Origin of the sequence: Bacillus sp. FSL W8-0519 (assembly GCF_038005585.1) — a bacterium.
Taxonomy (GTDB): Bacteria; Bacillota; Bacilli; order Bacillales; family Bacillaceae_G; genus Bacillus_A; species Bacillus_A paranthracis.
Window position 1 is genome coordinate 4,646,318 of the sequence record NZ_JBBOTL010000001.1, and the last position, 25,578, is coordinate 4,671,895.

Below are 25,578 nucleotides of genomic sequence, written 5' to 3' on the forward strand. Positions count from 1 at the left end.
TGTTTTTTACTTACTAACTATATGACTGTCGTTGACATTGATCCACTGAATAAATCTATAATTTGTACGGATGCATTTTACAATAATATGACGTTAATATTATTTTTCGAACCTTACACACTCACCTGAAATCCACTAATTACCATTAATGTTATACATACCATCTTTATATCCCTTTATTACTTCGCACTGCAATACTTCCATGTACTTTCTAAGAGTGCTATCACTTATTCCTAGTCGTTTGGATACTTCACTAGCAGAATAAACAATTTCGTCCGTCATAACGTTACAACGGATTTGATTAATTAAGAAGATAACTATTTCAAATCGGAAGAGGGTTTAAAACAGTTCAAGAAAATGATTTTTGGATGTAACTTCACTTCACTTAAATAAATGACACCATTTTTATTTTAATCCCCTCTAATAAAGAACAGACATAAAAAATAATATTTTACCCAATAAATAATATATATATATTTATAAATATATGCAATATTGCATATCGCATGGACGCCCTAAATAAAATATGCAACAATTGGAATCGTTATTTAAAAAAAACATTTTTGGATGAATTATACACTTATGTTAAACCTAAACTTAAAATCAAAATTCAAGAAAATCATCCCAGCTTCAATGGCATTCGCTGCACTTTTAACAGTTGCACCACTTTCTTCTTTTGCTGCTGAAACAGATGCACCTGTGAAAAATAATGTTGTGAATTTCCCACAAACAAACTACAATGTGACTGATTTAAATCAAAATCCAACAATTGATATAGATGAAGACGGCGAGGTATCTGCTCAAGGTTGGAAAAAGCAAGGATTAATTTACGGTTTAAAATGGGGCGGTGAAGCGTTAGAAAGCCTTCTTGGATACTTAGGTAAAGCAAAATATAAGAACGCTGTAAAAGAAAATCGTTTATCAATTGCCCACTATTTAGAGTACACAGAAAATGTAGCTAAACGAGGATTAAAAAACTTTTTAATTGATGATTGCGGCATAACACCTTCTACAGCAGATGTAGTAGCGGAAGGAATTTTATTTGTTATTCTATAATGTGTAATAATAGTATTGATACCTTATAGAAGTATGGAGATGATATACATGAACACGAATGAATTCGAATTATTAAAATATCAAATTGAACTATTGAAAAAAATGGTTAATATTGATGACAACCCTCTCTATGATTATATGATTGACTATAATTTTTCTAGAGAACAACATAATATTTTTGTAGATATTCTAAGTGCTTTTTCTCTTCAATTAAGACGTCAATCAGAGCAATTAGAAAAAGATGGAATTAAATATTTTGAATCTCATAAAGAAGCCATGTTATCTAAATACTCTCATTTAGATACTACAGGTTTTAATGGACTATCTATAGAAAATGCTCCAACTTTTGAAGCATTTTCATCTCTTATTACTCCATTTTTACCTGAAGATGTAAAACCTTTAATTTTATTAAAGCGTACGAATCGACAAGGTATACATACAGACATTTGTGAGTATTTAATTTCAGAATCACAAAAATAAGGCGCAATATGCGCCTTATTTTTACGTTTGAAAGGACTAACATTCGATGAAAAAAATAACTATTCATAATTTACCTTTATTTGCTTTTACTATTTTTTCTTTATTAATCTTTTTTATTGGTGGATTAAATGAAAAAAACGTATTTGCTGCTGAACATGATATAAAAAAAGACTACTTAATTATGTTTAATAACACAGTTGACGAACAACTTATCATTAAACATGGTGGTGTTATTAAGGAAACCTTTGAAAATTTACCTATTATTAAAGCTGAATTCTCCTATAATCCTGAAAAAGTTTTAAAACATAATAGTAATGTTAGTGAAGTGGAAGTAGATCAAACTATTAAAGCCCTTGGGGATAGTAATACTCAAACTAATCCCTCAATGACACAATCAAAATCCATCAACACTATTCCTTTCACTGGAAAAGGGGTATCTGTTGCTATATTGGATTCGGGAATTGATACAGAACATACAGATTTAAAAATAAAAGACGGTATTTCATTTGTAGAGAATCACCCAAGTTTTGATGATGATAACGGTCACGGGACACATTTAGCAGGAATTGTCGCAGCACAAGATAATGAATTAGGAATGACAGGTATAGCACCTAATGTAGATTTATATGCCGTAAAAGTATTAGATAAATATACAAATGGAAAATACAGTACAGTTGTAAAGGGAATAGACTGGGCCATTGAACATAATGTAAATATTGTTTTAATGAGCTTAGGAGGAAAGAAAGAGTCAGCATTTTTTAAAGAAGCTATGGACAAGGCTTATCAAAAGGGTATCTTATTAATTGCCTCAGCTGGTAATGAGGGGTATAAGGACGGAAATACAATTTCTTATCCTGCAAAATTCCAATCAGTAGTTGCTGTCGGAGCTTTAGATAAAAATGATGCACGCGGTTTTCTTTCAAGTAAAGGTGATGAACTTGAATTAATGGCACCTGGTGTTGATATTTTAAGTACATGGAAAGATGGAAATTACAGATTAGATAGCGGAACATCTATGGCAGCAGCCCACGTCGCGGGCGTTGCTTCATTAATATTTGAAAAGAACCCTTATTTATCAAATAAACAAGTTAGAGAGATTATGAATAAAGCGGCTATTTCTCTTGGTAATGCTTTTGAATATGGTAATGGTAAGATAAATGTAGACTACGCTCTAAATATGGCGGATTAAACATAATGTTAAAAGGTGCACTTAAATATGAGTGCACCTTTTAACATTATTTAACACAAATATTATTATGCTAATCTAAAGTTTCCGTATTTACATTTTTTCTTTTTATCTCATAATTTTAATTTGGGGAAAGGGAGGAAAGAAATGGTTCAAATCAAAGTAACAACTGAAATGCTAGAAGAAGTTGCTAATTGTGCAAATAATACCAGCATCGCATGAGAAACTATACATAATAATTTATGTAATGAAATAGATCATTTGTGTTTTCAATGGATTGGTGCCTCTAACCAACAGTTCATTCAAATGTTCAATGATGCAAGACCAAAAGCTTTTACATCTATCAATTCGATTATAAAAGTGGAAGAGAATTTGAAAAGAATTGCCGAAAAAATTCCGTACCGCAGATGCTTCATATGATGGAAATCTTGAAGAAGGAGCAATGTGTGGTAAGTTAAATAGTGAGAAAAATGATGGATTTTTACGTGACAAGGTTTGGCATGGTCTCAAGGAAACTTATGAGGATCTTAGTAAAGTAAAAAATTCCGATGAGTCTTTATATGATAAATTTAAACATGGTATCGATGCAGCGTATAAAGATGTGAATAAAATAAAAGACACTATTCACGAGAATATGATGGGGGAGAGATAATTCGCGTTACTAGGCCACCAAATCCTGCAGGATTATATGTTGCAGAGCTAAAGGTTGATGGTATTGTAAAACAAGCTAAATCTTCATTTTTCCCTAAGGATTGGAATAGAGTCCAGGTAGTTGATTCTATTAAAGAAGCATATACCAATCTTGTTCAAATCGCTCCAAATAAATACGTAGAGCAAACTTCTTCTGGATTTAAGGTTGAGATGATTATTGAAAATGGAGAAATTACCACTGCTTATCCAAAATATACGAGAAGATAGTGAGGTTGTATTAATGAATTATTCACATGAATTTTGGCGTGACCCATTTGGTGGACTAAGAATTCGTTTACCAAAAGAAATTGCTATTGTATCTGACTTTATAGAAAATCTAGATGAAGATGAAGCGGATGAATACATAGAAGTTTTAGACCATGTCGTAGAAGGAAAGTACCCTAGTTATGAACTAGAATACAATGCTGCTGCTGTATTTATTGAACCTAAATATACAAGCGCGATTAATTATTACATTAGCCCACCAAATAATCAATGTAAATTAGAAACTTCAGAATTCAGGAGATTACTTTTGCTTTGGAGAAATAAAGTGATGACAGAAGGCCGAGATATTGAAGTAGATTAAAAAGACTGCCTGTAATGAAGTGCACCCCAATTGTTAGACACATAATTAACAATTGGAGGTGCATTTTTTACGGCTAAATTTTCTTCAAAGGATAAAATACAAGCAGTAAATGGAACAATTTAAGCAAGAACTAGAAACTTATATTTATTACTACAATCACAAAAGAATTAAAGCAAAACTAAAAGGATTGCCCCCTGTGCAATACAGAGTTCAATCCTTAGTAGCTAGCTGCTTAATATATTTGCCTAACTTTTTGGGTTCAATTCAAATTCGAAAAGCTTTTTTCTATTTATGAGCAATTTGCTCCATATCCGGACTACAAGTATTCGACTGACATGACTTATTTAAAGAACATGCCGCGCATTTTCCTTTTTTACTTCTCTTTACAAAATTAACTAACGTGTATGCTGCATAACCAAAAATGATAGCTCCAATTATAATATTGACCATCATCACAATACATCTCCTTCTAGAATCCGAGTAGGGATCCAACTTGGTATATAATGAGCGTTAATACATAAGCAACTACGAGTGGATACACGACTGAGAAAATCGTCCATTTCGCTGATCCTGTTTCACGTTTAATAACAGCTACCGTCGCTAAACACGGAACATATAATAAAATAAAGAACATAAATGCATAAGCTGATAATGCTGTATAATGTGCTCCCATTACATTTCCAAGCACATCTTCTTTCACCGCATAAATAATGGCCATTGTAGAAACGACCACTTCCTTCGCTAAAAATCCTGTTAAAAGGGAAGCTGCAGCTTGCCACGTTCCAAAGCCAAGCGGCGCAAATAGTGGTGCGATAAATCCACCAATCATTGCTAAGAAACTGTCTCCCATATCAACACCAAATCCTGATGGCCCTGCATAATTTAATAGCCAAATGACAACAGAACCACCAAAGATAAATGTACCTGCTTTACGAACAAATCCTTTCCCTTTCTCCCACGTACTTAGCCATAACGTTTTCGCTTGCGGCACGCGGTAAGGCGGTAGTTCAATAACGAAAATAGATTTTTCCGCTTTTAAAATGGTAAGAGACATAATTTTTGTAACTAATAACGCAAGGACAATCCCTGCAACATATAGGGAGAACACAACAGTTGCCTGACTATGAGGGAAGAATACTCCCGCAAATAACGCATATACAGGTAAACGTGCCGAACAAGACATAAATGGTGTTACAAGAACTGTAAGTAAACGTTCTTTTTCTTGTTCAATCGTTCTCGCTGCCATAATACCTGGAACATTACATCCAAAACCGATAATCATCGGAATAAACGCTTTTCCGTTTAAACCGAAGAACTCCATAATTCTATCCATAACAACTGCAATTCGCGCCATATATCCTGAGTCTTCTAATAATGAAATGAAAAAGAATAGTGCAAAGATTTGTGGAACGAATACTAATACGGCACCAACACCAGCAATAATACCTTCCGTAACGAGTGCTTGAATAAAATCAGAAGCTCCAACACTTGCAAGCCCAGCTATCACCCAATCCGTAAGCTGTCCAGCAAAAAACTCATCTAACATATCAGATAACGGTGTCCCAATCCACGTAAACGTAACCTGAAAAATAAAAAACATAACTGCTAAAAAGATTGGAAGTCCTAAAATTTTATGTGTAATTAATCTATCAATTTTTTCTGAAAAAGGAATTTCTCCTTCTTTCTCATGCTTCATAACATTTGTTTTTAACTTTTCAATATACGCTTCACGAGTTTTGTAAATGTGCTCTTCCAACGTACAATCAAGTTTTTCTTCTAAGCGAGATCGAATGGCTATGAGTTCCTTATAGATTGGTAATGCTTTCATTTCTTTTTCTACTACTTCGTTATTACTTAAAAATTGAAGAGCTAACCATCTCGGATGCTCATAATTCGCTTTCTCTAAAAGAGAAATTACTTCTCCAATTCCTTCATCCATTCGTACACCATATGAAATAATGAATGGCTTTTTCTCGTTTTTATCATTTTCTTTAAGAGTCGCAAGTAATTCTTCACAGCCTTTTCCACTTCTTGCAACGACAGGAACGACTGTTACACCTAATAGTTCTGATAATCGTTTTACATCAATGACAATTCCTCTTTGCTTCGCCACATCAATCATATTTAAACCAATTGAGACCGGCTTACCAAATTCAAGTAATTGCAACGTTAAATGCATATTTCGTTCGAACTGCGAAGAATCCACAATATTTAACATATGCTGAAATTCTTCTGTTAATAGAAAGTTTGTTACAACACCTTCATCACGCGAAACTGGATTTAAATCATACACACCTGGTAAATCAATTAATGTTCCTTGCTTATCTTTTAATTTACCAACCTTCTTTTCTACTGTTACACCGCTCCAGTTTCCTACGTATTCATAAGAACCAGTAAGCGCATTAAATAATGATGTCTTTCCTGTATTCGGATTCCCTAGCAAAGCTACCTTATTCACGCTAATTCCACCTTTATCATTTTCGCGTCACAATGACGAATGCTAATTAACTGTCCACGACACTCCAATGTACAAGGACCTTTGAACATCGCTTTCTGCTTCATACGAAGTTCGCTTCCTTCAGAAAGACCAAAAGCAGCCAGTCTTCTCTTTAATAATTGATCTAACGACTGAACGCTTTTTACTAACACTTTCTCACCAATTTTAATATCTACTAAGCTCATAACCTTCCCCCTCAGAAGAGAATGATAATTATTTTCAAAAAAATTATAGCACACTCTATTTCTCTTGTACTATACCCTTTTGCTTCATATTTATTAACATTTCGCTACAATTCTATTTCAATTATTGTCATACTGTATTCGTTTGCCATTCTCATCCATTTCGCTTACAATAAACAGTAGCAAATAAAGAATCTCGTTATCACAGGGGGAGCCATGCCGCTGAGAGGGAACACTTCGTTCCGACCCTTCGAACCTGTTAGTTAATGCTAACGCAGGGATTGTGCAAACGTCCGAAATACATACCTCTTTTTATTTACGTATTTCGTATCCTCCTATGATATCTATTCTTTTTTGTACAACTTGGATTTAGGGGGAGACAACATGCGTAACACCAATTTACAAGCGATGATCGAATCTGCTATTCTTGCAGCCTTCGCCATGGTCATCGACATTTTACCATTATCAATCAAACTTCCAACAGGCGGTTCCATTTCATTTGCTATGATTCCTATTTTTATTATCGCTTATCGCTGGGGCTTTAAATCAGCTTTCTTAGGTGGTTTAGTTTGGGGACTATTACAAATTGTCGTGGGAGATGCTTACATTTTAACACCTGTTCAAGCATTCATTGAGTACTTCATTGCCTTTGCTTTTATCGGATTTGCTGGCTTATTCTATCGTCCAATTCAAAAAGCACTTTTAACTTCTAATGAAAATAACTTAGAACAATCCAGTTTAGGTAGCCGTAAAGACAAACCTTCATCAAAACAAAATGAAGGAAAGAAAGTTCTTGCTTATATTATCCTTGCTACATTTATCGGTAGCTTTGCCCGCTACTTCTGTCACTTTATTGCCGGTATCATTTTCTGGGGACAATATGCGCCAAAAGGTCAATCAGCTGTGCTTTATTCATTAATCGTAAATGGTAGTACAATGATTGGGTCTTATATTTTGTGTACCGTTTTACTTATATTTTTATTCCTTACTTCACCACGCTTATTCAAGAGCATCAATGCTTATCAAATAAATGCAAACAAAAAGGGCGCTTAATAAGCGCTCTTTTTTTCATATCGTAATATCAATTAAAAATACAATAAATGCGCAAAGAAAAATAAATACTACCATACCTAGTAAATTGCTATTCACGGCTAATCTACTCCTTACATAACCTCATTTTCTAACCAGATTATATCGTTTAAAAATAAAGATTAAGTAAAGATAATATGAAAATAAATTAAAAAAGCGTAGATTATATTGTCTACGCTTTTTTCTGTAAATAAAAATAAAATAACACACCATCTTCTGTATTCTTTACTCCATATTCAGCATCATGCAGTTCTAAAATATTCTTTGAAATGGCAAGCCCAAGACCTGTTCCACCTTGCGAACGCTGACGAGCTGCATCCACGCGATAAAAACGATCCCAAATTTTATCTAATTGTTCTTCTTCTATGTGAGTACCTTTATTTTCAATACATACTTTTATACGATCCTTCTCATCTATTGTAGAAATAATAATATCTTCTTTATTTGGTGTATAACGTATCGCATTCGTAATGAAATTTACGATGACTTGTTCAATCCGGCCTTGATTTGCGACTACTTCAAATGGACCTATATGTTTATGAACACGAAGTTCTTTTTTCTCTATTTCTACAGAAAGGTGTTCACATATATCTTCAATTACTGTATCAATATAAAATGAATCCTTTTTCATTTTATATGTGCCTGACTCAAACTTAGCTAACTCCAGCATATCCAAAATTAAAGTATCCATTTTGTCTACTTCCCGTTCCATCGCTTGAAAATAGTACTCTTTTTTATGCTCAGCTACTCCATCTTTTAAAATAGAAATACAGCTTTTCATAATACTCAGCGGTGTTTTTAGTTCATGCGAAACACCAGAAATGAATTCTTTCCGCGTCTTTTCTAACTTTCTTTCCTTTTCAATATCTTGTTCTAGCTGTCCAATATGTGAATTGAGTTTATTCGATAGCACATTAATATTTTTCGATAAATCACCAATTTCATCTTTTGAAGTAATTGGTATTTGTTCTGTGAAATCTAAATGCGCTATTTTCTTCGTTGTATCATTTATTTTTAATAACGGCTTTGCGATTTGCTTAGAGTAATAGAATGAAGCTAGAAAAATAAGAACAACTACAAATGCAATGATGTAAATGTAGTAATCTTGCACCATTTGTACAGCTTCATCTACAGGCTGTAAAGAAGCCATCGCATATATATATGTGACGGATCCGTCTTTTTCTTTTATTGGTTTGATTAATAATTTATATTTAATATCATTTTTTTCATAGTCCATTGTTTGTGTAGTAGATTGTATGGGCTTGCTCTCTTTCAATAATAAATCCGTTTGAAATTCTTTTATGTTATCTAAAAAGATGCTATTTTTATAAATTGGATTTATAGGACCTGTTACATCCGGAAGCTGAACTTTCGTAACACGCCCTCTTATGTGAATATCTGGTTCTTGGGCAGCTTGCTCCTGAACTGCCGGCTTCTTTTCCTTACCAAATTGTTCCTCAGCTGCTTTCTTTTTCTCCTGATCTAATTTACTCATTTTCTCATTAAATGCTTTTTCTAACGGTTTATTAAATCCATTCAAATTTTGCTTACCTAGCGAAAAAGAGAATGGAATAAAACTTTCTTCTTTTTTCACTCCAGAAAAATAAATTTCTTGTCCTAAAAATGGATCTGATGATTTATTATCAATCTCTTCTATATTGACGAGATTGTATAAGGGAATTTTGAATATTTGTTGTCCAAAGCTCTTTTGTTGCCTACGATCTATCGTTACCTCAAAATAAAAATCATCCGCATGTTTTAAATTCCCATTTTGATCTAATGTCGTAATCCACGTATTATTTTCTCTTAAAAAGTCTTGCTCTAGCTTCTGAATTCCTTCTGCACTTCCTGCATAGTTCAAATAATTCTTTTCGAAGGAATTTAAATTCACTTTAATGTCTTCTACTTTTCGATTCGCGTAATATTGTTTAAAAAATATCGTTTGTCCAATAAAAATCGTCGCTAAAATTAACATACATAATGCTGTTGTGAGGGTAAATAATTTTAGTACAACCCCTTTTCTCATACATTCCCCTCAAATTTATAACCTGTTCGTACTACAGTTGTAATGTACTTTGCTTTCTCTCCTAATTTATTTCGCAAATTACGAATATGACTATTAACCGTTCGATCGTCACCAGCAAATTCATATCCCCAAATTTTTGAAATGAGTTGCTCTCGTGTTAAAACAATCCCCTGATTTTTCATCAAGTACGCTAATATTTCAAATTCTGTATGAGTTAAATTAATGTCTGTTTTATCTACCGTAACAGTACGCGATGGAAAATGGACATGAATACCATGAATTGATAATGTATCATCTTCATTCTCTAAAAGTCGCTTCGTCACTTTTCTACTTTCTAATAACCTTTTCGCTCTTGCTAATAAAATTGGCGGACTATACGGCTTCGTCACATAGTCATCTGCTCCAAGTTCAAAGCCAAGTAACGTATCATCTTCATCAACACGTGCCGTCAGCATAATGATAGGAACCTCGGATGTTTTACGGATTCTTCGGCAAACGGACCACCCATCAAGTTCCGGCAACATAATATCAAGAATAACTAAATCAACCTCTTCTTCCTCAAATACAACTAAAGCTTCTTTCCCGTCCCTTGCTTCAAACACTACATATTGCTCACTTAAAAAATAATCTTTTAATATTTCACGCAAAATATCTTCATCTTCTACAATTAAAATGTTTTTTGCCATAACTTATATCCCCCTCTCGCTTTCAGAAACTATAATTTCATTTTGAATAACTAGCAGTTAACTTCGCCTCGATAATATATCTATCCGGTGCATCCCCTATATAATTAAATGGATAGCAAGTCGTCAGTGTTAATATCGGTTCTTCTTTTTTTATAATAACAGTACGATCATCCGCATGGGTAATCCACTTCTTTTGAATTTCATATGTGTACGTTTTATTATCATACTCTAAAACAAGAGTATCTTTTTCTTTTAACTCTCCTAAATCTGTAAAGACCGTATCCCGGTGCCCACTTAGTACAGTATGGCCCCCTCCAGATGGCGTTGTCGTTACATCACTAACGAACATTCCAACCCCTTTTTTCAGCGTTGCATCATCCGCTCCCCAATATACAGAAAACTTCTTCTTTATTTTCGGTATATGTAACATCGCTACCTTTTCTCCTTCTTTATGCTCTGTTTGAGAAGAAGGGACTTGAGAAGTTACGGGGGTTTCATGTGAAAGTTGATTATGTTGTATATTGTTAAGGCTCTTTATTTCTTCCTTCGTTAGTTGCCCGGCAGAGCTTTTTCCTTTATACCATTCCACAGCATAATATGATCCCATAAATAGTCCTATAGCCATCAATATGATACCGATATAATTGAGTAACTTCATTCTTCATTCCTCCATGCCAAAAATGGTAGGAATAACCTACCATTTTTAATATATGAAATTATTCCATTCTTTATAGGAGAATATTTTATTTACGCCTTAACTTTATTGCGACGATTCAAACCAAATAATGTCCCTAGCCCTACAAGGCATGCGCTTAGTGCCATCATTGCTACATTATTAGAAGCTGTGTTTGGTAATTTTTCACCTTGTACAACTGGCTTTGCTACTTCTTTTTTAGTTGCAGTATTTTTTTGTTGCACTTGTGCTGCCTCTTTTTTTGCTTTATCATTTTTCAACTGTTCTTGTGCTATTCTCTTTTTCTCCTCTTCGCCTTTTTGCTGTTCTTGTGCTATTCTCTTTTTCTCTTCCTCACCTTTTTGCTGTATCTTAATCGCTTCTTCTTTTTTAGCCTTATCTTGTTGTACTTGCGCTGCATCTTCCTTTGTTACTGTTCCAGTATCGGCACTTGCTACTGAAGAATATCCTACTGCTAAAAGTGCCATTGCACAGATTGGTAATAGTTTCTTTTTCATTGTATTTCTCTCCTTTTATACGTTTTACATCACTTCGCATCGGATGTATCACTAGAATAAACAAGAGATATAAATATAAGATGCAGATAAAATATATTTCATTTAAAGATTTCATTGTAAAAAAGGTTATCCGAAATCATCTTCGGATAACCTTTTAAAATTAATCTACACTTAAGGCCTTCTTGCCCATTTGATTATAAATACTTGCAAACCGGCTCTTACTCACTTTTACATTTTTCGTTCCATAGAAAGGATCATTATAGTATACGTAATTATCATCCACTCCTGTTAAAACAACCGCATGCGTATTCATTCTTGCAGAAATTGTCTTTCCACCTGGTGTTTTCCACGTTGTAATTGGTCTTGGATTATTTAAAGCGACAGTCACCCACGTTACTACTGGTTTTCCATTTCTCACATAGTCTTCTAAAACAGAAAGATCATTTCCAGTTAAATTCGTTCCTCTTGCATATTTATCTAACAAACGTTTTAGTGGTTCGGGATTAATAGAATATCCTGGCGTATTTCCTGTCACATCACCTACAAACCCTACATCTGGATCTCCCCAAATTTGTGATGATGTTTTATAGTTCTTTAATTTCGTTTGATCAAAAGGCATTTCAAAAGCAAATGCTACTTTATTTAACGAGCGACCAATTTGATGTTCTACAAGCATTTGTAAAGAAACGACTTCACAGCCATTATGCAATTCTGGGAATTGATACAGTGACGGTACGTTCAATATAACTTGACTACGATTAATATTCCCTTCATTAACCCACTTTAACCCATTACTAGTTTGAATTTGAATCCAACCACCGTCTCTCTCACCATAAACCTCGACTGTCTGTGGTGCATACCTTCCTGATACACGAGATACAAAACTTGGACTATCATAAGCAAAGAACACTTTAGATAAATACTTCGCTTCTTTTTTCGTATCCAACCATTGATAGCCTGCATATGTACGTATACGAAGCCAAGTTCCTCTTTCCTCTACAACCGTTACTGCTTGAGGCCCATAATAATCTAGTATATTCGCAGACCTGAAAGGAGCATCATAAGTAGTAAAGTCTCTATCAATCTGAACTTTTTTGTCTATTAAGCAGACCCACTTATAGCCTAAGGCCGTATAAACTTTAATCCAATTTCCTTCTCTTTCTTCAATAACCGTTACACTTTGCGGAGCATACTCACCTGAAATCCCTGAAGATAAGGATGCCTCATTATATGTCAAAAAATTTTTATTCATATTCACTTTCTTTTCAACTAAACAAACCCACTTAAAACCAGTATCCGTATGAATTCTAATCCAGCCACCATCTCGCTCTTCATACACTGTTACTTCCCTAGGGCCATATTCCCTTGAAATTCCAGATGATAAAGATGGTCCATTATACGTAAAGAATTTTTTCGAAATGCTTATCTTCTTCATCTTCAATTCATTGTCTTTAGACTTATCTGTAACTGCGACGAGCTGTGCTGCCTCTGCACGTGTAATGGATCTATCTGGTTGCCAACGTCCTCCATCAACACCACTTGATATACCCATGCTTACTAAAATATTAATGAATTTCTCACCCCAATGATCTTTTACATCAGGAAATAATGTTGATAATTCTTCATGAACCTTTTTCTCTAGTTGATAGGCTTGTACTAACATCGTTGCCATAGCAGCTCTTGTCATTTGACCATTCGGATTAAATTTCCCATTTCCTTCTCCTTTAATGACTCCTGCCTTTTCCACAGCAGCAATATAAGGAGTTGCCCAATGATCTTGAGAGTCTGTAAAAGTTGGTTTCTCCCCCTCTTTAACTTCTAATTCTAAAATTTTCGCCATAATTGTTGCTGCTTCAGCTCTGCTTAATACTTTACTTGGTGAAAATGTTCCATCTGGCATCCCAGAAATAACTTTTTTATGAACTAAATAATAAACAGACTCTTGTGCCCATCCTGGAACGTCAGGAAATGATTGCGGCGCTACTTGCATTGTAATGGTAGCTTGTTTTAATTCTGTCTCTCTCTTTTCTTGTTCTTCTTTTTGCTTCCATTCAAATTCTTGTTTTGTTTGTTCTTCTTTTTGTTTTAATTCAAGTTCTTGTTTTGCTTGTTCCTCTTTTTGTTTTAATTCAAGTTCTTGTTTTGCTTGTTCCTCTTTTTGTTTTAATTCAAGTTCTTGTTTTGCTTGTTCCTCTTTTTGTTTTAATTCAAGTTCTTGTTTTGCTTGTTCCTCTTTTTGTTTTAATTCAAGTTCTTGTTTTGCCTGCTCTTCTTTCTGTGTTAACTCAAGCTCTTGTTTCGTTTTCTGCTCCAATTCTAGCTGTTGCTTCTTCAATTCTTCCTGCTGTTTTCGTAATTCCTCTTGTTGCTTCTTTAGCTCTTCTTTCTTTTTTTGTTCTTCTAATTCTTCAAGTTTTTTTTCTTCTTGGCTATTATTTTCTTTTATTTCTAATGCATTCTTCTCTTCAAGTTCTTCTTGTTTTTTTAATTCAGCAGCTTTTTTCTCTTCATTATTATCCTTCACTTGTAACGGGTTCTTCCCTTCAAGTTCTGCTTGCTGCTTTTTCAACTCATCTAATTCCTGCTGTACTTCTTCCAGTTGTACTTTATGTTCACCATCTTGTTTCAGTAACTCGTCTTTTTTCTGTTTTAATTCATCTACCTTAACAAATAATTCTTTCTGCTGTTTTAAAATTTCTTCTCTTTTTTCTAATTCTATTTGTCGTTCTTTTACAGCTTCTAATTGTTGTTGCAGTTCGCTTTTCTCATTGCTCTGTATATAGGAAAAAGCTTCTATACTATTTCTCGTTTTATTTTCAATTTCCGCTAGCGAACTAGAAGGAAAGGTTAATAGATTTGTCGCTAACAAACTCGCTACTGCAATTACACTATATTTTTTCATCATACACGCACCTTTTCAAATTTCATTACGATCATACTTTCATACTAAATGTAAAATGTAAGATTCCTCCATAATCATAGCAAATTTTTCCTCAAACAAAATACTTTTTTACAAAAAAGAAAAAGAGCACTGTATGATACAATGCTCTTTTCGGGTGTGTGTCTCAATTATTTACATGTTACTTTCGCGTGATTTAGAAGTAGAACGGGCCGGAGCGATAACTAATTGTCTCGGCTCAGTTTTCTTTAAGTGATTTTTGACGTTACACTTACGACGTTGAACAACCCACGCTTTAATAGGGTTTGTCAAAATAATTTTTTGCGCTTCGTTAGGGGCCTCTTCTTCCAACCTACAACTTTCGCTCCATTTATTCCATTTCATTGTAAATTTAGAAGAAGAATGATCGTCTTCTCGATCAAACAAGTGCAAAAAATCCATCTCGCCAGCTAGCATTACGGTGTTGCTAGTTGCTAAAAAAGAAAAGGTCGTCCAACGTTTCTCCATGCCCTCCTACTCCTTTTTCACATATAGAGTGCCTAAAACTTAATTTACCTAAAATATGCTTGCCTTTTACCTTACACCCATAGTTTATCCAAAACACTACTATGCAACTATCGATTTCCCTTACAACTACCTTACATTTTTGTAAGAAACAAAAAAACCTTCACTATGCCTATGTGAAGGTCTCTTATTTCTTATCTATATGATCTTTCATATCATCAAGTCCAGCTTCTTGTAGCTGCGACATCATACCATGAGAAATTGCGCCTAATACTAAAGTCATTCCAATTAGTGAAATCCGAATCGCTGGTACATCAATTATATAAGCCAACAATCCAAGAACAATTGTTAATAGTAATGCTTTTATAAATGTTACAGTTGTGTACTGTTTCTTCTTCATTATCATCACCCTTTATGGAAGCGTTTTCTTAATATAATTAGTATATCATATCATCAGACGATTTTGTTCGTATTTTGTAAAAAATTACTATCTCCTTTGACTTTTTCCTTTCTATCCTTTACAGTCGAAATGTTCACAAGTTTTACACTGTAGGAGGACTCCAATGAATATTGAAATAAAAGACACTTTAATTTCTGAAGAACAATTACAAGAAAAAGTAAAAGAACTAGCACTTCAAATCGAACGTGATTTTGAAGGAGAAGAAATTGTAGTAATCGCTGTATTAAAAGGATCTTTCGTATTTGCTGCTGATTTAATTCGTCACATTAAAAACGATGTAACAATCGACTTTATTTCTGCATCTAGCTACGGAAATCAAACAGAAACAACTGGCAAAGTAAAACTATTAAAAGATATCGATGTAAACATTACTGGCAAAAACGTAATTGTCGTAGAAGACATTATCGATTCTGGCTTAACACTTCACTTCTTAAAAGACCACTTCTTTATGCATAAACCAAAAGCGTTAAAATTCTGTACGCTACTTGATAAACCTGAGCGTCGTAAGGTAGACTTAAAAGCTGAATATGTTGGCTTCCAAATTCCAGACGAATTTATCGTTGGCTACGGCATCGACTGCGCAGAAAAATATCGTAACTTACCATTTATTGCTTCGGTTGTAACGGAATAATCATATAACTTAAAAAATCGATAGTACATGAAATTTATATCGGCGATTTTCAAAATATATCGACCGTATCTTAAATTATATCGGCGATTTTTCAAATATATCGACTGCAACTCAAATTATATCGGCGATTTTTTCAATATATCGACTTACCGACAATAACCGACAATCTTAGCACCCTATTAATAGGAAGAAGCTGTTCTGAAATACATCGGAACAGCTCCTTCTTTCCATTACAAAAAAACAGGGAGAGATGAAAAATGACAAAGACAAAATTTGAAAAAGTACTCCTCATCGTAAATCCAAAAGCTGGACAAGGCGACTTACATACAAATTTAACGAAAATCGTACCACCTCTTGCCGCAGCTTTTCCTGACTTACATATCCTTCATACGAAAAAGCAAGGTGATGCAACGAAATATTGCCAAGAGTTTGCTAGTAAAGTAGATTTAATTATCGTCTTTGGTGGTGACGGCACTGTATTTGAATGCACAAACGGCTTAGCACCTCTTGAAACTAGACCTACACTTGCGATCATTCCAGGCGGAACTTGCAATGACTTCTCTCGCACACTAGGCGTTCCGCAAAACATTGCAGAAGCAGCAAAACTTATCACTAAGGAACACGTAAAACCAGTTGATGTTGCAAAAGCAAACGGACAACATTTCCTAAACTTCTGGGGCATTGGACTCGTATCTGAAGTATCAAACAATATTGATGCAGAGGAGAAAGCAAAGCTTGGTAAAATTGGTTACTACTTAAGCACAATCCGAACTGTAAAAAATGCTGAAACATTCCCGGTAAAAATTACGTACGACGGACAAGTATATGAAGACGAAGCTGTTCTTGTCATGGTTGGAAACGGTGAATATCTTGGCGGCATCCCGTCCTTTATTCCGAACGTAAAATGCGACGACGGAACACTTGATATTTTCGTAGTCAAATCAACAGGTATTCAAGCATTTAAAGATTATATCGGAAAGAAACTATTTGAAGACTCAAACGAAAATGACATCTTCCACGTAAAAGCGAAATCCATTCATATCGAAACAGAAGAAGAAAAAGAAGTAGATACAGATGGAGAAAGTTCGCTTCATACACCTTGTCATATTGAATTGTTACAAGGGCACTTTACGATGATTTATAATCCTGCGGTTGTGTAATACAAAAAGACGAGCTAAAGTTTTAACATTTTAGCTCGTCTTTTTTATTACAAAGATATTTCAATATGAATTTTCGTAATCAAACTCCACCCAATTTTTCCAGTGCGTATTAGCATCCTTCTTCACAATAATACTTGGATCTTTCTTCTCTATTGCAGCGGCTACTGATTGGAAGAATTCATTTTCACTTACTTTTTCATCTTCAACATGTTTCCATTCTTCCGTTTCATACGCTACTTCCCAATTTCACTAGAGTATAACATAACCATACTTACCTCTGACATTATAATAATCCTACTTAAAAATAGCAGAATGGTCTATTTGCATCCTCTAGTTATTTTTAGATACAATTAAGAAAAGAAGCACCTTCATATAAGGGAGAGGACAACCTTTGTTCAACCAACAATTAGTGAATTTACGCATTGATTTTGCATTTAAACAATTGTTTGGTACGAATGGTAGTGAAGATATTCTCATTGCCTTTTTAAACGCGATGTTACAAGAGTCTTTAGAGTCACCTATTGCTTCTCTACAATTAGAAGATCCACATTTACACCGAGAACACGCAAATGATAAATTATCAATTCTAGATATTTCAGCAACATTAGACACAGGGACAAAAGTAAATGTAGAAATACAGCTTAATAATAATCACGATATGATGAAACGCAGTTTATATTATTGGGGAAAATTATACACATCCCAGTTACAAAAAGGGATGCCCTACAGTGCACTTCGTAAAACCATCACCATTAATTTATTGAACTTCATAATGTTTTTAGATCACAAAGAATTTCATACAAAGGGCACATTGTGGAATACACAACAACAGAAACTCTTGAGTGATGACATAGAAATTCACATTGTAGAAATTCCAAAGTTAACAGAACAGTGGCATGAAGAAAAAGTAAATCCGTGGAAAGACCCATTTGCTCGTTGGCTTTTATTGCTTTCAGCAAATGAGGATGAGCACTTAACTAAACTATTGGAGGATATTGCTATGAACCAAGACCCTATTTTACAAAAAGCAATAAACAAATGGGAACGTATGAGTCAAGATTCCTCTTTCCGACAAGCCTATGACGCAAGGGAGAAAGTTTTAATGGATGAAGCAGCAAAATTCGCCCACGCAGAGACAGAAGGTATGAAAAGAGGCATGGAAAAGGGCTTAGAAAAAGGTATAGAACAAGGTATAGAGCAAGGTATAGAACAAGGTATAGAAAAAGGTCGAAAAGAAGGAGTTCAACAGGGAAAAATCCAAATGATTAAAAGTATGTATGATCTTGGTATACCACTTGAGACGATTGCTAAGGCAAGTAAATTAAGTGTACATGATGTTGAACGAATTTTAGAAAATAAATAATGATAAAAAGCGAAAGAGAACATAATTTTCACTATGCTCTCTTTCTCTCTTTTCTATTTACTAACGATCCCAAAATAAGCACGAACCGTCAACAAATAATAACCAATATAAATAACACTATACACGCCGATGCTAATTAACAACGGAACTGCAATTTCATACGGAAGTACTGTCGCTAATCCTGTTAATGCAAATAAAGTGTGTAATATGCCAACTACTAAAGGAATGAAGAAAATAAATCTCATTTGTTTTGCGATTGCCCTTTTCATTTCTTTTTTCGTGACACCTAGTTTTCGAAGAACGATGTAACGCTCACGATCTGCATGTGCTTCTGTTAATTGCTTGAAGTAAATGATAGACCCTGTTGCGAGTAAAAATACAAGTCCTAAGAACATACCACTAAACATCATTAAACCTGATACCTCAATACCATCACGGAAAATAGTATAGAAATCACTGAATTGTTCTTTACCTTCTGCATCTTCTTCCGGTATTACTTTCTTTAAATTCTCCGTTAATACTTTACTATTTCTTTCATCTTTCACATCAATATTTTTTACAGTATGAGAGCCAATTGTCTTCTTTGCTTGCTCATATACTTCGTCTGGAACAACAACTAGAAGTTCATATAAGTTTGTAATGTTTTTTGCTTGTACATCTTTCACTTGTACTGGTGCTACTTCTTCAATTTGGAATGTAGCTTTTCGATTTTTATATACCCCACTATCTCTCTTACCTTCACTGTACATACCATCAAATGCATACAATTCGTTCTTCTTTAAATCTAAAGTTTCTTCATTTAAATATTTTGCAATTTTATTAAATGATGATTGTGCGATAAGTTCTGTTGTTCTTGATTGTAATGAAGTTCCATCACCGTATTCTCCTACTACTTTTACTGTCTCTAATTCATATTGATGAATGACTTCATTCTTTCCTTCTTTTAAAATCCCACTCACCTTACGATCCAATTCTATATCTTTCTTTTCATATGAATAACTAACTGGGTGATATTTCTTCGCCTGCATATATGTGTTGTAATATATCGTAACAGACATTCCAACCGCTGTTAACGTTACTGCGCTTAATACAGCAATTGTCGCTAACGATTTTGCATTTCCTTTAATGCGGTATAGTAATTGAGATGTCGTCACCATTTTCATTCCATTATAAAATGAAGATTTTTTATCTCGCGCTCTTTTTAATGCAAAAACAGTAAAGAACTTAAATAATAAATACGTTCCAAGTACTGTTGCTAATACAATATAAAGCGCAAGTGGCATAAATTTATCGCTGCTTGCATTTTTAATAGCCGTTACTGAAAAGAAATAACCTGATCCAATTAATAATAAAGAAATGATAGCCATTATTTTAGAATCTTTTGGCATAACTTCGCCTTCGTTATCTGCACGAAATAGCTCGATTAACTTAAATTGATAAATAACGCGGTATCCTTTAAATGACGTATATAAAATAATGAAACAAAAAATAACTGCTGTATCTATAATAGCTCCAATTGGTACTTCAAAATGAACATTTACATGTAGCTCTAACATATTTACAAGTAGCTTTAGGAATCCTTTTGAAAGTAAGCTACCAATTACAATTCCGATTACTAACGATAATAAACCCATTAACATATTTTCATAAAAAAGCATTTTACCTATTTCTTTCTTTCGAATACCGAGTAAAGAATAAAGACCTATTTCCTTCTTACGCTTTCGTGTAAAGAAACCATTCGAATATATAATAAATACCGCAACGAAAATAATGAGCATAACACTCGCAAGCTGGAATCCTCGTCCGATGTTATCTCCAGCTTCACTTATTTGTGAATTGTATTGCAACGCCTTAAACGTAAAATAAATGACGATGCTAAAAATCATAGAGGCAAAGTATATAAAATAATCTTTAAAATTTCGTTTTATATTACGAAGTGCAATGCTAGATAAGCTCATTTGTCGCACCTCCAGATATGGAAGACATCATATCAATAATTTGCTGGAAGAACTGTTTTCGTGTCATCCCTTTACGATGTAATTCTTTATATAACTTTCCATCTTTAATAAATACAACACGTTTACAATAACTTGCCGCAAACGCATCATGCGTTACCATTAAAATCGTTACAAGATCTTTTTCATTTAATGTCTTCATACTTTCTAATAAATCCGTCGCTGACTTTGAATCAAGCGCACCAGTTGGCTCATCTCCAAAAATCATACTTGGACTTGTTACAATTGCCCTTGATGCTGCGCAGCGTTGTTTTTGTCCACCGGATACTTCATACGGATACTGATTTAAAATATGATCTATTCCAAACTTCTTCGCAATCTTCTCAACGCGAGATTCTACTTCTTTCGCCTTCACTTTTGACAAAGCAAGTGGCAATGCAATATTTTCTCGTACCGTTAACGTATCTAATAAGTTATAATCTTGAAAAATAAACCCTAAATGATTACGGCGAAAGAGTGCCAATTCATCATCATTCATCTTCACAATATCTTTTCCATCAATTAAAATCTCACCCTTTGAAGCCGTATCAATAGTAGAAAGAACATTCAAAAGTGTCGTCTTACCAGAACCAGATGGTCCCATAATACCGACAAACTCTCCTTCTTTCACCTGCAGATGAATATCTTTCAACGCTTCAAACGTATTCCCGCCTGTATTATATATTTTCGAAATCCCTTTCGCTTCTAACATCGTTTTCATCTATCTGTACCTCCTGTTATAATTCTTGCTGTTCGTTTTAAGCAACAGAATTCAGTATAGATGCATTTTCTTAACAAATAGTAATGGGGTTTCTTAATATTTTCTTAAAAAGAAATTCCATAATCAAAAAAGTCTGCAGTTGTTACACTGCAGACTTTCAAATGTTTAATAAATTGATTAAGCTAAATATGTTTGTTGTAACGCCTCTAAACCATCTTTATAAATGCCATGGAATAGATTAATTGCCTCTTCATCAGTAACCGCTACAGGAGTGAAGCTACCAGACCATTCAACTAATGATGTGTTAGCATCTTTACCTTCTTTAACACGGATTGTAGATAAATAATTCGTCACAGGGAATGGTGCTTGCATAATTGAATATGTGTAGTAACGTTCTTTCTCATTAAATGCTTCTAAGCGCTCTACGATTGCATCGCCATCAGGATTAGCTAAATGACGTACACGTCCACCTTCCGTTACTTTACTGCTAGGGATATATGGTAACCAATCTGGAAGTGCATCAAAACCTCCGATTAATTGCCATACTTGGGCAGGTGAAGCTGGAATTTCAATAGATGTAATAGTATTTGCCATTTTCATTACTCTCCTTTTTATTTAACGTTAATTGGTAGTGGTGCATTAACTGCAACTAATTTTTGTTCACGCATTTCTTCCCAGAACGCTGCTGGAATCACTGTTTTCAATGCAGCTTGGTCTTCTGCAATTCGTTCCGGTTTACTTGCACCTGGAATAACAGCAGCAACCGCTGGGTTAGCCAGTGAAAACTGTAAAGCAGCAGCTTTAATACTGATTCCATGACGATCGGCAAGGTTTTTCATTTTATTAACTTTTTCAATGATTTCTGGTGACGCTTTTTGGTATTCAAAGTGAGTACCTCCAGCAAGAACACCTGAGCTATATGGTCCACCAACAACAATGTCCATATTGTTTTTTACAGCCGCAGGCATTACGCGTTCTAACGCACGCTCGTGGTCTAATAATGAATAGCGACCAGCTAATAAAGATACATTTGGTTTTGCTTCTTCTAAGTCCAGCATAAGTTCAATAGCTTCTACTTTATTTACTCCAAGGCCCCAGCCTTTAATTACACCTTCATCACGCAATTGAGTAAGTGCACGGAATGCTCCTGTTCGAGCAATCTCAAATTGTGAAATCCACTCATCTCCATAAAAATCTTGTGCTACGTCATGAATATAAACAAAATCTAGACGATCTGTTTTTAAACGTTTTAAACTATCTTCAATAGAACGAAGAGTTGCATCCGCACTGTAGTCGTTGATGATTTTATTTTTACGACCAAATTCGAAAAGTCCGCCTTTTTCACCTAAATCACGTGTAGATGGATCTTCCAATTCATCTGAAATAATTCGACCTACTTTTGTACTTAAGAAGTACTCATCACGATTTCTTTTCGATAGTGCTTCACCAAGACGAATCTCTGCTAAACCAGATCCATACAGTGGAGCTGTATCAAAGTAACGAACACCATTATCCCAAGCAGCATCCACTGTTGCGATTGCTTCTTCCTCTGGAATATTACGGTACATATTACCTAGTGGTGCCGTACCAAAACCAAGTGTACCTTTTAATAAATCTTTCATTTAAAATCTCCTCCTAAAATCTATTTAAAAATGATGAATGAATATCAATTAATGTGACAAGGGCTGACCGATTAAAGCACGATAGTTATGAAAAATAACGTATATGCTTTTTAGTTCTACACTACTCATTTCCCTCTCACGTATGTAATTATGTCTTATCTACAACACAATAAAAAGTACGCACTTTAAAGTGTTATAGATACTAATAAGTAACAATTTTATGTTTCAACGTCTGTAGCTCCAAAATAAAATGATTTTATAAAAAAAACCTATTTTTGCGGAGATAACCGTAGAAATTATGAGTGGAACATAGAAAGTTGTTATTACTCTTCATTCAAAAAAGGCCAAAACGAACTGAAATATGTTCGTTTTGGCCTTTTTATCTTCTTTAAAAGATTACATTACATTTTGAACAAAAAGGAGCAGCATTCCCTCTTCTAATTTTCGCATCACATTTTGGACAATATACATATCGTTCTTCTATCTTTTCTCGTTCTATCATATGTAATGATACTATTCTCATACTACACATGATTCCAATTAAAATAAGGCTAACAATGAGTAGCATAACTTCCGCCCCCTCCACACCTAAATTTTACCATAAAATAAAACCGATTCTCTAAATTAAGAATCGGTTTTATACTTATAATCCTAACTTTACCTTTGCGCCGTCAGGAATTATTTCTTCTTCTATTTGCACTTTATCGTGTACAGACTTTCCTCTCGTAATTACATGCCAGTATGAACCTTTTTGCAATGTATCCACTCCATCAATTGTTATCTCTTTTTTATTTCCATCCTTGTCATATGTGTTCACTGTGTATGCACGGCCTTTATTTCCACCTAAATCTTTTCCATCATTATCAATTACCGCATAACGATATTCTAATTTAAGAAATGGGTTCATGGAATCTACTGTAGCACTCCCATTTAATAAATATGCCGCTCCTGCGACAATAACAAGTACTGCTCCAAAAATAAATCTTTTCATCTATATTCCGCCTTTCATTATATTTTTCGATAAGACTTTTCTAAGTATAGAGAGTGCTTCTTAATAAAAACTCGTACGATTTCTTAACTTTTTCTTAATGTTGAGTAATATGGCATCACGATATATGAAATTATATCGGCTGACCGTATAAACAATAGAAGAGGCTGTCCAAAATGTATTTTGGAACAGCCTCTTCTATTTACTAACTACCGCACTTCTTTTTACATAAAACAAACTACCAATTAAAACGACAATTACGCCAAAATACACACCATACTCTATCGCAACTGCTACAATTCTTTCAATATGTTGTCCGAATAAAGAACCGAGCACAAAATAAATGAGCGTCCAAACAAATCCTGTCGTATAGGAATACACAGCATATATCCGAAATGACATGTTATTCATTCCAACTACATACGGTACAATATGTCTTACAACTGGTATGAAGTAACTTGTAACTAACGCATAATGACCATATTTCTCTACCATTTGTTGAGATTTCAAAAGATATTTTGCCTTTTTCTTTTTCATTAGTTTATGAAGTACTTTTGTACCAAATATTTTCCCTAGTATATAACCTAAAGAAAGTCCGGATACAACTCCTAAATACGTTAATAAAAATGCAGGAATGATACTTAATATCCCTAGTGAAGAGACAAATCCGCCACTCATTACAATCATTTCGTCTGGAATTGGCATACCGATAATACCCAACCATAAACAGAAAAATAACGCCCAATAACCATACTGCTCAATATAGGATAATAATTCATGCAATTCCATTATGCATATACTCTCCTTAGCTCTTTTTTACAGCTAAAGACGTACGCTGGCGGGAAATTGAGCCACACTTTTTCTAATGTAATTTGAGGAAAGAAATGCTGTATAAATCCTTTTTTCACAAGTGAATATTGAAATGTTATGAATTCCCCATTCTCATGTATTGCTTCCATTACATTATTTAAAATGCGTTTTGAAACTTCTTCTGGTAAAGAGGTAAAAGGTAATCCCGATAAGACATAATCCACGCATTCTATATGAAACTCTTCCATATACTTCTTTATATTTTCAGCTGAACCGTGCACAACAATGACGTTCTGCTCATCTTTAAACTTTCTCTTTAGCTCTTTGCAAAACACTTCATTTATTTCAATAAGAAGAAATATTGTTCCCTTCTTTTTTCTCTTCATAATCTCCTTCGTAAAAACCCCTGTACCAGGCCCTAACTCTACAATGCATTTTGCTTTATTAAAATCAATTACATCTACCATTTTCTTTGCTAATATTTTTGAACTTGGCGCAACTGCACCAGTATGTTTCGGATGTTTAATAAATTCATGTAAGAATGTTATGAGCTGCATGTAAACCTCTCCCCATTCGTTCAATAGTTTTTAACTTGTTTCTAAGTATAACTATCGTTTCTTAACAAAAATTGAGGAGATTTCTTAAGATTTTATGAAGAATATATCATTTGTTCTTATATATAAACATCTCTCTTATATTTATTAATTTGGTATAATAGATATAAAAAGAACTTTATGGAAGGTACCATCACTACGTC

General features: G+C 34.2%; 28 protein-coding genes, 4 pseudogenes and 1 riboswitch. Of the genes and pseudogenes, 12 read left to right on the top strand and 20 right to left on the bottom strand.

Annotation, left to right across the window (positions count from 1 at the left end):
• Nucleotides 1–162: 162 nt before the first annotated feature.
• Nucleotides 163–282 (bottom strand): annotated as a pseudogene (locus NST14_RS31045) (DUF3967 domain-containing protein); the annotation flags it as partial.
• A gap of 300 nt (nt 283–582) precedes the next feature.
• Between NST14_RS31045 and NST14_RS24445 the strand changes: the two are divergent.
• The 8 genes and pseudogenes from NST14_RS24445 to NST14_RS24475 all read left to right on the top strand — a co-directional run.
• A complete protein-coding gene (locus tag NST14_RS24445) occupies nt 583–1,056 on the top strand; it encodes a hypothetical protein (protein WP_000933426.1) in 474 nt (157 codons plus the stop codon).
• A gap of 48 nt (nt 1,057–1,104) precedes the next feature.
• On the top strand, nt 1,105–1,536 hold the full coding sequence (locus NST14_RS24450; protein ID WP_001095277.1) for a hypothetical protein: 432 nt from the start codon (nt 1,105–1,107) through the stop codon (nt 1,534–1,536).
• A 46-nt stretch (nt 1,537–1,582) separates the two neighbouring features.
• On the top strand, nt 1,583–2,725 hold the full coding sequence (locus tag NST14_RS24455; RefSeq protein WP_000724386.1) for a S8 family peptidase: 1,143 nt from the start codon (nt 1,583–1,585) through the stop codon (nt 2,723–2,725).
• A 144-nt stretch (nt 2,726–2,869) separates the two neighbouring features.
• Nucleotides 2,870–3,191 (top strand): annotated as a pseudogene (locus tag NST14_RS24460) (WXG100 family type VII secretion target); the annotation flags it as partial.
• Complete coding sequence (locus tag NST14_RS31050; protein WP_370648076.1) at nt 3,165–3,374, top strand: hypothetical protein; 210 nt, start codon at nt 3,165–3,167, stop codon at nt 3,372–3,374. The pseudogene NST14_RS24460 and the gene NST14_RS31050, both read left to right, overlap by 27 nt.
• Nucleotides 3,374–3,640 carry an EndoU domain-containing protein gene (locus tag NST14_RS24465; protein WP_229143071.1) on the top strand — a complete coding sequence of 89 codons (267 nt, stop codon included), beginning with the start codon at nt 3,374–3,376 and terminating at the stop codon, nt 3,638–3,640. The genes NST14_RS31050 and NST14_RS24465 overlap by 1 nt, the downstream gene beginning before the upstream one ends.
• Nucleotides 3,597–3,998 (top strand): hypothetical protein, encoded by a 402-nt coding sequence (locus NST14_RS24470; RefSeq protein WP_000413492.1) that lies wholly within the window; start codon nt 3,597–3,599, stop codon nt 3,996–3,998. Before NST14_RS24465 ends, NST14_RS24470 begins: the two co-directional genes overlap by 44 nt.
• 109 nt (nt 3,999–4,107) lie before the next feature.
• Nucleotides 4,108–4,227 (top strand): annotated as a pseudogene (locus tag NST14_RS24475) (IS3 family transposase); the annotation flags it as partial.
• Between the two features lie 56 nt (nt 4,228–4,283).
• Here NST14_RS24475 and NST14_RS24480 read toward each other — a convergent pair.
• The 3 genes from NST14_RS24480 to NST14_RS24490 are packed head-to-tail and all read right to left on the bottom strand — an operon-like array spanning nt 4,284 to nt 6,680.
• A complete protein-coding gene (locus tag NST14_RS24480) occupies nt 4,284–4,451 on the bottom strand; it encodes a FeoB-associated Cys-rich membrane protein (protein ID WP_000989595.1) in 168 nt (55 codons plus the stop codon).
• A 16-nt stretch (nt 4,452–4,467) separates the two neighbouring features.
• On the bottom strand, nt 4,468–6,456 hold the full coding sequence (gene feoB, locus NST14_RS24485; RefSeq protein WP_095843206.1) for a ferrous iron transport protein B: 1,989 nt from the start codon (nt 6,454–6,456) through the stop codon (nt 4,468–4,470).
• Nucleotides 6,453–6,680, bottom strand: coding sequence for a FeoA family protein (locus tag NST14_RS24490; RefSeq protein ID WP_000060519.1), 228 nt, complete (start codon nt 6,678–6,680; stop codon nt 6,453–6,455). The genes feoB and NST14_RS24490 overlap by 4 nt, the downstream gene beginning before the upstream one ends.
• A 194-nt stretch (nt 6,681–6,874) precedes the next feature.
• Nucleotides 6,875–6,976, top strand: a riboswitch (TPP riboswitch).
• 85 nt (nt 6,977–7,061) lie between these two features.
• Between NST14_RS24490 and thiT the strand changes: the two genes are divergently transcribed.
• Nucleotides 7,062–7,730, top strand: coding sequence for an energy-coupled thiamine transporter ThiT (gene thiT / locus NST14_RS24495; RefSeq protein WP_001246599.1), 669 nt, complete (start codon nt 7,062–7,064; stop codon nt 7,728–7,730).
• A 208-nt stretch (nt 7,731–7,938) separates the two neighbouring features.
• On the opposite strand, the gene NST14_RS24500 is transcribed toward thiT, so the two are convergent.
• The 7 genes from NST14_RS24500 to NST14_RS24530 form a co-directional block, all read right to left on the bottom strand.
• Nucleotides 7,939–9,792: a sensor histidine kinase gene (locus NST14_RS24500; protein ID WP_001225473.1), complete on the bottom strand. Its 1,854-nt coding sequence runs from the start codon at nt 9,790–9,792 to the stop codon at nt 7,939–7,941.
• Nucleotides 9,789–10,478, bottom strand: a complete 690-nt coding sequence (locus tag NST14_RS24505; protein WP_001097107.1) for a response regulator transcription factor — start codon at nt 10,476–10,478, stop codon at nt 9,789–9,791. The genes NST14_RS24500 and NST14_RS24505 overlap by 4 nt, the downstream gene beginning before the upstream one ends.
• Before the next feature lie 37 nt (nt 10,479–10,515).
• Nucleotides 10,516–11,136, bottom strand: coding sequence for a class D sortase (locus NST14_RS24510; RefSeq protein WP_098487226.1), 621 nt, complete (start codon nt 11,134–11,136; stop codon nt 10,516–10,518).
• Between the two features lie 89 nt (nt 11,137–11,225).
• Nucleotides 11,226–11,669: an LPXTG cell wall anchor domain-containing protein gene (locus NST14_RS24515; RefSeq protein WP_048557020.1), complete on the bottom strand. Its 444-nt coding sequence runs from the start codon at nt 11,667–11,669 to the stop codon at nt 11,226–11,228.
• 160 nt (nt 11,670–11,829) lie between these two features.
• Complete coding sequence (locus NST14_RS24520) at nt 11,830–14,574, bottom strand: S-layer homology domain-containing protein (RefSeq protein WP_341119193.1); 2,745 nt, start codon at nt 14,572–14,574, stop codon at nt 11,830–11,832.
• 168 nt (nt 14,575–14,742) lie between these two features.
• A complete protein-coding gene (locus tag NST14_RS24525) occupies nt 14,743–15,075 on the bottom strand; it encodes a hypothetical protein (protein ID WP_000415597.1) in 333 nt (110 codons plus the stop codon).
• Nucleotides 15,076–15,259: 184 nt separating this feature from the next.
• Nucleotides 15,260–15,475: a hypothetical protein gene (locus NST14_RS24530; protein ID WP_002156638.1), complete on the bottom strand. Its 216-nt coding sequence runs from the start codon at nt 15,473–15,475 to the stop codon at nt 15,260–15,262.
• Between the two features lie 160 nt (nt 15,476–15,635).
• Between NST14_RS24530 and hpt the strand changes: the two genes are divergently transcribed.
• Nucleotides 15,636–16,163, top strand: a complete 528-nt coding sequence (gene hpt, locus NST14_RS24535; RefSeq protein WP_001019304.1) for a hypoxanthine phosphoribosyltransferase — start codon at nt 15,636–15,638, stop codon at nt 16,161–16,163.
• Nucleotides 16,164–16,420: 257 nt separating this feature from the next.
• Nucleotides 16,421–17,323 (top strand): diacylglycerol/lipid kinase family protein, encoded by a 903-nt coding sequence (locus NST14_RS24540; RefSeq protein WP_000167905.1) that lies wholly within the window; start codon nt 16,421–16,423, stop codon nt 17,321–17,323.
• 60 nt (nt 17,324–17,383) lie between these two features.
• Here the strand turns inward: NST14_RS24540 and NST14_RS24545 are convergent.
• Nucleotides 17,384–17,569: pseudogene (locus NST14_RS24545) on the bottom strand (DUF7003 family protein); the annotation flags it as partial.
• Between the two features lie 145 nt (nt 17,570–17,714).
• On the opposite strand from NST14_RS24545, the gene NST14_RS24550 reads away from it, so the two are divergent.
• Nucleotides 17,715–18,686, top strand: a complete 972-nt coding sequence (locus NST14_RS24550; RefSeq protein WP_103102576.1) for an Rpn family recombination-promoting nuclease/putative transposase — start codon at nt 17,715–17,717, stop codon at nt 18,684–18,686.
• Between the two features lie 53 nt (nt 18,687–18,739).
• On the opposite strand, the gene NST14_RS24555 is transcribed toward NST14_RS24550, so the two are convergent.
• The 8 genes from NST14_RS24555 to NST14_RS24590 all read right to left on the bottom strand — a co-directional run bounded on the left by NST14_RS24555 (nt 18,740) and on the right by NST14_RS24590 (nt 25,378).
• Entirely contained in the window at nt 18,740–20,644 is a 1,905-nt protein-coding gene (locus tag NST14_RS24555) for an ABC transporter permease (protein WP_000059446.1), read from the bottom strand.
• Entirely contained in the window at nt 20,631–21,401 is a 771-nt protein-coding gene (locus NST14_RS24560; protein ID WP_000855640.1) for an ABC transporter ATP-binding protein, read from the bottom strand. Before NST14_RS24560 ends, NST14_RS24555 begins: the two co-directional genes overlap by 14 nt.
• Before the next feature lie 177 nt (nt 21,402–21,578).
• Nucleotides 21,579–21,995, bottom strand: a complete 417-nt coding sequence (locus tag NST14_RS24565) for an SRPBCC family protein (protein WP_000024113.1) — start codon at nt 21,993–21,995, stop codon at nt 21,579–21,581.
• A 17-nt stretch (nt 21,996–22,012) separates the two neighbouring features.
• Entirely contained in the window at nt 22,013–23,023 is a 1,011-nt protein-coding gene (locus tag NST14_RS24570; RefSeq protein WP_000653984.1) for an aldo/keto reductase, read from the bottom strand.
• Between the two features lie 388 nt (nt 23,024–23,411).
• Nucleotides 23,412–23,591, bottom strand: coding sequence for a hypothetical protein (locus NST14_RS24575; protein WP_000924672.1), 180 nt, complete (start codon nt 23,589–23,591; stop codon nt 23,412–23,414).
• A gap of 75 nt (nt 23,592–23,666) precedes the next feature.
• Nucleotides 23,667–24,014, bottom strand: coding sequence for a YxeA family protein (locus NST14_RS24580; RefSeq protein WP_048551156.1), 348 nt, complete (start codon nt 24,012–24,014; stop codon nt 23,667–23,669).
• Nucleotides 24,015–24,209: 195 nt separating this feature from the next.
• Nucleotides 24,210–24,800 carry a DedA family protein gene (locus NST14_RS24585; protein WP_000418914.1) on the bottom strand — a complete coding sequence of 197 codons (591 nt, stop codon included), beginning with the start codon at nt 24,798–24,800 and terminating at the stop codon, nt 24,210–24,212.
• Nucleotides 24,800–25,378, bottom strand: coding sequence for a class I SAM-dependent methyltransferase (locus NST14_RS24590; RefSeq protein ID WP_001176078.1), 579 nt, complete (start codon nt 25,376–25,378; stop codon nt 24,800–24,802). The genes NST14_RS24585 and NST14_RS24590 overlap by 1 nt, the downstream gene beginning before the upstream one ends.
• Nucleotides 25,379–25,578 lie beyond the last annotated feature (200 nt).